The organism is Streptococcus sp. DD11 (assembly GCF_001578865.1).
Taxonomy (GTDB): domain Bacteria; phylum Bacillota; class Bacilli; order Lactobacillales; family Streptococcaceae; genus Streptococcus; species Streptococcus panodentis.
Genome location: NZ_KQ969394.1, coordinates 83,052 through 90,282, shown reverse-complemented (window position 1 = coordinate 90,282; position 7,231 = coordinate 83,052). Strand labels below are relative to the sequence as shown.

5 protein-coding genes, 1 tRNA gene and 1 pseudogene are annotated in these 7,231 nt (G+C 48.7%); all 7 read left to right on the top strand.

Annotated features, from left to right (window positions below; all coding sequences use genetic code 11):
* A pseudogene (locus STRDD11_RS14280) lies at positions 1-352 on the top strand (DNA-directed RNA polymerase subunit delta); the annotation flags it as partial.
* Positions 353-460: 108 nt separating this feature from the next.
* A complete protein-coding gene (locus tag STRDD11_RS06385) occupies positions 461-1,147 on the top strand; it encodes a B3/B4 domain-containing protein (protein ID WP_128836497.1) in 687 nt (228 codons plus the stop codon).
* Between the two features lie 238 nt (positions 1,148-1,385).
* Positions 1,386-2,999: a CTP synthase gene (locus tag STRDD11_RS06375; RefSeq protein WP_128836834.1), complete on the top strand. Its 1,614-nt coding sequence runs from the start codon at positions 1,386-1,388 to the stop codon at positions 2,997-2,999.
* Between the two features lie 68 nt (positions 3,000-3,067).
* Positions 3,068-3,478, top strand: coding sequence for a GyrI-like domain-containing protein (locus STRDD11_RS06370; protein WP_128836492.1), 411 nt, complete (start codon positions 3,068-3,070; stop codon positions 3,476-3,478).
* Positions 3,479-3,638: 160 nt separating this feature from the next.
* Positions 3,639-3,724 (top strand) — tRNA-Leu (locus STRDD11_RS06365).
* Positions 3,725-3,898: 174 nt separating this feature from the next.
* On the top strand, positions 3,899-4,780 hold the full coding sequence (locus tag STRDD11_RS06360) for a class II fructose-bisphosphate aldolase (protein WP_002908770.1): 882 nt from the start codon (positions 3,899-3,901) through the stop codon (positions 4,778-4,780).
* A gap of 281 nt (positions 4,781-5,061) precedes the next feature.
* Positions 5,062-7,231 (top strand): type VII secretion protein EssC (gene essC, locus STRDD11_RS06355; RefSeq protein ID WP_128836833.1); only part of this gene is annotated, 2,170 nt, incomplete at its 3' end.

Sequence of the window (7,231 nt, the reverse complement as noted above, 5' to 3'; positions counted from 1 at the left end):
CCTGCGTTCTTGGTATGCCATTGATGAAGTAGATGAAGAAATCATCGCACTGGAAGAAACCGATGAAGACGATGCGCCTAAGAAACGCAAGAAAAAACGGGTCAATGCCTTTATGGACGGCGATGATGATGCGATTGATTACAGTGATGACGATCCAGAAGACGAAGATTCTTACGAAGCAGATCCAGCTCTTTCCTATGATGAGGACAATCCAGATGATGAGAAGAGCGAAGTCGAAGCGTACGATGCGGAAATCAATGAAATCGCTCCGGATGATTTAGATGAGGATGTGGACATCAACGAAGAAGACGACGAGTTTTCGGATGAAGACACGGAAAGCGAAGAAGAATAAAAAGAAATAAGATTCCTTGTTTCTTTTTGCTTTTCTCATAAAAGTTAGTCTGAAAATGTCAAAGATGCTATAATATGGTCAGGGATAGGAATCACGGAGGTTCTTGCAATGAAGTTTGTGATGGATAAAAGTATCGAAGAGCTTGGGATTACAAGCGTTGTGCTTGGAATTGCTAAAAATGTCGACCCGAATGCAGCTTTATCGGATTCATTTTTGAAAAAGAAAAAAGAGAGGGAAGCTTGGGCCTTGCATTGTGATTTGGACGAGGTTTTCCAGTCTCCGGTTATTCAAGGTTATACAGATTTATTGCAGCGCGTGGGCCGCAGTGTTAAGAAAAATCCTCCGACCGTGCCGGCTCTGATCCGCAATATCCAACACCGAGGTTCGCTTCCTCAGATCAATAGCATCATCGATATTTATAATGTCGAAGCCTTGCATTCTCTGCTGGCCATTGGGGGCCATGATTTTGACAAGATTGGGGAGCAGATAGAGTTTACCGTGAGCCAGAGAGAAGATGTCTTTCTGCCGATTCTTTCCAAGGAGAAGCACGTGGCCAAGACGGACTATGTCTACCGTGATGAGAAAGGGATTTTAGCTTGGCTGGATGTTCGAGACAGCGAGTATTATAAGTTTGATGAGGAGACCAAGAATGCCATTTTCATCATTCAGGGAAATGCCCATACTTCGGTGGCAATGCGCTTAGAGGCACTAGAGCGAATCCATCAGGATTTGTCAGAATGTATGCCAAATTTGGAATTTGAGACAGCGGTCATCTCTATAGATGAAAATAAATGAAAACCAATGAAAACAAACAAAAAATAGTCCCATTTGACAAAAAACTTGTTTTACGGTATCATATTGTTCGGGCACCTCTTTTTGAGGTCGGAAGCTTCCTAATCTTAGGGAGCTATTTTCTTTTTTATAAGAGTTTCCAAAAAACAGCCTTCCCCATCTGTCGTTTTACCGGTTCTGAGGACTCGTAGAGCGTCCATACTTTTTGAGTATCACTTATCATCACGCAAAAGGAGAAATGATGTCAACCAAATATATTTTTGTCACCGGCGGTGTGGTTTCCTCTATCGGGAAAGGGATTGTGGCGGCCAGTCTGGGCCGGCTTTTGAAAAATCGCGGACTCAAGGTCACCATTCAGAAGTTTGACCCTTATATCAACATTGACCCAGGGACCATGAGCCCCTACCAGCATGGAGAAGTCTATGTCACAGATGACGGAGCGGAAACGGATCTGGATCTGGGCCACTATGAGCGTTTCATTGACATCAATCTCAATAAATACTCCAATGTCACCACTGGGAAGATCTACAGCGAGGTCCTGCGCAAGGAGAGGAAGGGCGAGTATCTGGGGGCAACGGTGCAGGTTATTCCCCATATTACCGACGCTCTCAAGGAAAAAATCAAGCGGGCAGCAACGACAACAGACTCTGATGTCATCATCACCGAGGTGGGCGGCACGGTCGGCGATATTGAATCCCTGCCCTTTCTGGAAGCTCTGCGCCAGATGAAGGCGGATGTCGGAGCGGACAATGTCATGTATATCCACACGACTCTCCTGCCTTATCTCAAAGCAGCAGGCGAGATGAAAACCAAACCAACCCAGCATTCCGTCAAAGAACTGCGCGGGCTGGGCATCCAGCCCAATATGCTGGTGATTCGGACGGAGCAGCCAGCCGGTCAGAGCATTAAAAACAAACTGGCCCAGTTCTGCGATGTGGCGCCGGAAGCCGTTATTGAGTCGCTGGACGTGGAGCATCTCTACCAGATTCCGCTCAACCTGCAGGCGCAGAAGATGGACCAAATCGTCTGCGACCACCTGAAGCTGGATGTGCCGGAGGCAGACATGGCCGACTGGTCAGCCATGGTGGATAAGGTGATGCATCTGAAAAAACAGGTCAGAATCAGCCTGGTCGGCAAGTATGTCGAACTGCCAGATGCCTACATTTCCGTAGTTGAAGCCCTCAAGCATTCGGGTTATGCCAATGATGCAGAAATCCAGCTCAACTGGGTCAATGCCAATGATGTGACCGCTGAAAATGCAGCTCAGCTCTTGGGAGATGCGGACGGAATCATCGTGCCCGGCGGTTTTGGCCAGCGGGGGACCGAGGGCAAGATTCAGACCATTCGCTATGCTCGGGAAAATGATGTGCCTATGCTGGGGGTCTGTCTGGGCATGCAGCTGACCTGTGTCGAGTTTGCCCGCCATGTCTTAGGCTTGAGCGATGCTAACTCTTCTGAGCTCAATCCTGCTACCCAGCATCCGGTTATCGACCTGATGCGCGACCAGATTGATGTGGAGGATATGGGCGGCACCCTGCGGCTGGGCCTCTATCCCTCCAAGCTCAAGCGTGGCTCTAAGGCAGCAGCAGCCTATGACCATCAGGAAGTGGTGCAGCGCCGCCACCGCCACCGCTATGAGTTTAACAATGTCTTCCGTCAGCAGTTTGAGGATGCCGGCTTTGTCTTTTCCGGAGTGTCGCCGGACAACCGCCTGGTGGAAATTGTGGAAATTCCGGAAAATACATTCTTCGTGGCCTGCCAGTACCACCCGGAACTGTCCAGCCGTCCCAACCGTCCGGAAGGCCTCTATACCGCCTTTGTCACAGCGGCAGTGGAAAAGAGTCAGGAAGGCTAGTCCGGCTTTTCAGATGAAGCGGCTTTTTTGTAGAAATGATAAAGTGAACAACAGAAGGAGGAAGCAAAATGTTTTTGAAAATTTTGGCCAGCATTCGGACGAATAACGTTCAAGATGCTGCTTGCTTAGAGAAAATCCAAAGACTTTGGAGAGAGCAGGAGGCAGCAGTGGCAGAGGCTTTTGCGGAAGGAGAGCCAGTCTATGCGGTCTATCATGACTATGCCAGTGATTACAAGGGGGACTACAGCCTGTCCATCTGCCGTCCGACGGACGAGGAAAGCTATGACTTTGACACATCGGAGCAGGTCTATCAGGTCTTTGAGGCGGATAAGGATGATCCCCAAGCCGTGCTTCATGTCTGGCAGAAAATCTGGCAGGCAGAGGATGCAGGAGAGCTTCGCCGGAGCTACAGTCTGGACTTTGAAAAATACGAGCCCGATCAGACTATAGCGGTATTTATAGCAAGGCCGGAATCCTAATAATTCTTGAATAGACGTTTGCCCTTTAGTCTTTCTGATTTTTCATTCTGCCTAACCGCCTCTAACCGGCCTTTGGCTCAGCTGCTGATTTTTTGAAATAAAGTCAAAAATTTTCTTGACAAGCTCCAGTCCGCCTGTTATACTAGTAAAGTACTCAATCGCGGGGATGGCGGAATTGGCAGACGCGCAGGACTAAGGATCCTGTGACCGCTTTAGGTCGTGAGGGTTCAAGTCCCTCTCTCCGCATCAAGCAAGCTGGCTTCGGTCGGCTTTTTATTTTTCTGCAGCAGGGTGCAAAAAGCAAAGCTTTATCTATGATTCCCTAAAATTTCAGGAAAAACTAGCAATTTTAGTGAAAAAGTGATAAAATAAACAATGTAAGTGGTTCAGCCACAAAAAATAAGAGGAGGCCTGATAAGAATGGCAATCGTTTCAGCAGAAAAATTTGTCCAAGCAGCTCGTGACAATGGTTACGCAGTTGGTGGATTCAACACAAACAACCTTGAGTGGACGCAAGCTATCCTGCGTGCAGCAGAAGCTAAAAAAGCTCCAGTGCTTATCCAAACTTCTATGGGTGCAGCAAAATACATGGGTGGTTACAAGGTTGCCCGCAACCTGATTGCAAACTTGGTTGAGTCAATGGGAATCACTGTACCAGTTGCGATTCACTTGGACCACGGTCACTATGAAGATGCCCTTGAGTGTATCGAAGTTGGCTACACTTCTATCATGTTTGACGGCTCACACCTTCCAGTAGAAGAAAACCTTAAATTGGCTAAGGAAGTCGTTGAAAAAGCACACGCTAAAGGAATTTCAGTCGAAGCTGAAGTTGGTACTATCGGCGGTGAAGAAGACGGGATTATCGGTAAAGGTGAATTGGCTCCAATCGAAGACGCAAAAGCAATGGTTGAAACCGGCATTGACTTCTTGGCAGCAGGTATCGGAAACATCCACGGACCATACCCAGCAAACTGGGAAGGTCTTGACCTTGACCACCTGAAGAAACTGACAGAAGCTCTTCCTGGCTTCCCAATCGTATTGCACGGTGGTTCAGGTATTCCTGATGATCAAATCCAAGCAGCAATCAAGCTTGGTGTGGCGAAAGTCAACGTAAACACTGAGTGCCAAATCGCGTTTGCGAACGCAACACGTAAATTTGCGCGTGACTACGAAGCAAACGAAGCAGAATACGACAAGAAGAAACTCTTCGACCCACGTAAATTCTTGGCTGACGGTGTCAAAGCTATCCAAGCATCTGTGGAAGAACGCATTGACGTCTTCGGATCAGAAGGCAAAGCTTAATCGGGCTGCAAAACGTTATGAAATGAAGGTTTATCCTATTGGATAGGCCTTTTTGTGTGTTTGCCCCCACTTTTCCCCGAATGAAGTTGGTTATTCATCAGACGGTGAAATTTTGAAGCCTTATTGGATAGACAAGGGCTTTTGAGCAGAAATTGGGAGCTATAAAAACTTCGCCTGTCTCTCTGGGATAGAGTTTCCAAATACTGGCGAAAATGATATACTAGTAAAAAGCAAATGCTGCTGTGTCTTGAGTGAGATAGAAAGGGAGTACCTCAAAATTTATGAAAGAAGTGATCATCTACACCTACGGCCTGCGCTATGAGGTTAAGTTGGCAGCGGATAAGTCTGTCCTGATCGGAGCGACTGAGAAGGCTCAGCTGTATCTTGCCCATCAGGAGACTCCTCTTAAGCTGCAGCTGAAAGACGGCAAAGTCTTTTATCAACTGGGTGAAGAGACCGGTCTTTTGAAGGATGGCCTGACTTTAGAAGAGCTGACTTTCTACTTGCGGGAAAGAGAGGCTCAGATCTATGAACTCTTGGATCAGAGGGAAATCCGCATTGGATTCTCAAAGGGCTCAACCCTTATTGTGACAGAAGGGCCGGAGTTGCTTTTGCAAAAGGTCTCAGGAAGCTGGCTCTTGAATCGAATGAAAGGGAGCTTCTATCGAAATAATAGCTTAGAAAAAGAGGACGAGCTGACTTTAAGCTTTGGTGATGAGCTGAGCTTCGATGCTGTCACTATCAAGATTTATCCAGATGAAGTCTGGCTCTATGGTCCCGTCACGGCTGATTGCTGTCTGACTCTGAGAGGGTCGTCTCGCTACAGCTTTTACGAGGATTATCCGGATTATCACCAGTCGCCGCGGCTGATGTATGAGGGAGCGGAGGACAAGATTCGGATCAACCCCCCGGGCAAGGAGCCAACCAAGCCCAGCGATGAGCTGCTGCGGCTGATTGTGCCGCCGCTGCTCATGATCGGGGTGACGGTTTTGATTACCCTGCTGCAGCCACGGGGGATCTATATCCTTGCGACCGTGGCCATGTCTGGGGCCAGTGTGATTTTCTCTATTCGGACTTTCTTTAAAAACCGTAAGAAATTCAAGCAGGAAAAGAAAGATCGGGTAGACCTCTACCGGCTCTATCTGAGAGATAAGGCTATGGAGCTGAACGGACTGGAGCGCCAACAAAAGGAAGGGCTGCACTACCACTTTCCTAATATTCTGGAACTGACAGAGCTGGTGGACAGCTACAGTCGGAGGATTTATGAGAAGACGGCTTTGGATCCGGATTTTCTGAGCTACCGTCTGGGTCTGGGGCAGGTGCCGACCTCCTATCAGCTGAGCTATGGGCAGGAGGAGCGGAGCGGCAAGAAGGATGCCTTGGAAGAGGAGGGTTATGGCCTCTATACCCAGCACAGGAAAATCTCTGATATGCCGATTGCGGCTAATCTCAGCCGGGTACCTGTAGCCTATATTGGACCGCGCAGTTTAGTTCTGGAGCAGCTCCAGCTCTTGCTCCTGCAGCTGGCAACTTTTCACTCTTATCATGATGTACAGTTTATCACTATCATGCCGGAGGGGGAGCGCGATCAGTGGGACTGGCTGCGCTGGCTGCCTCATGCTAAACTTCAGGAGCTCAATGTACGGGGCTTCATCTACAATCAACGGACAAGAGACCAAGTCTTAAACAGCCTCAACCAAATCCTAAAACTGAGAAAGGCCAAACTGGAGGAGGCCGGCAGGCAGGAAAGTACTGTTTTTCAGCCCCACTATGTCATTCTGGTCACCGAGAAGAAGCTGATTTTGGACCATGTCATTATGGAGTTCTTTGCGGAAAATCCAACAGACCTGGGCTGTTCGCTAATCTTTGTAGAAAGCAGTCTGAGTGCCGTTTCTGGAAATGTGAAGACGGTCATCCAGATTAAGGACCGCAATACCGGTCAGCTGGTCATGGAAGAAAGAAAACTGAAAGAAACCGACTTTCGCTTAGATCATTTCCCAGAGGGCTATGACAAGGAGCGGATTGCCCGGACCTTGGCGCCGCTCCACCACCTGCAGAATCTGAAAAGCTCCATTCCAGATACGGTCACCTTTATGGAGATGTATGGGGCTGAGACCTTCTCGGATTTGCAAGTCTTGCAAAAGTGGCAGCAGAATGCGCCTTATAAGAGCTTGGCGGTGCCCATCGGCCTCAGGGGCAAGGAAGACCTGGTCTACCTCAACCTGCATGAGAAGGCCCATGGCCCGCACGGCCTCATCGCAGGAACGACCGGATCCGGGAAGTCGGAGACCATCCAGTCCTATATCCTGTCTCTCGCCGTCAACTTCCACCCGTACGATGTAGCCTTTCTGCTCATCGACTACAAGGGCGGAGGCATGGCCAATCTCTTCAAGAACCTGCCCCATCTCCTAGGAACCATTACCAATCTGGACGGGGCCCAATCCATGCGGG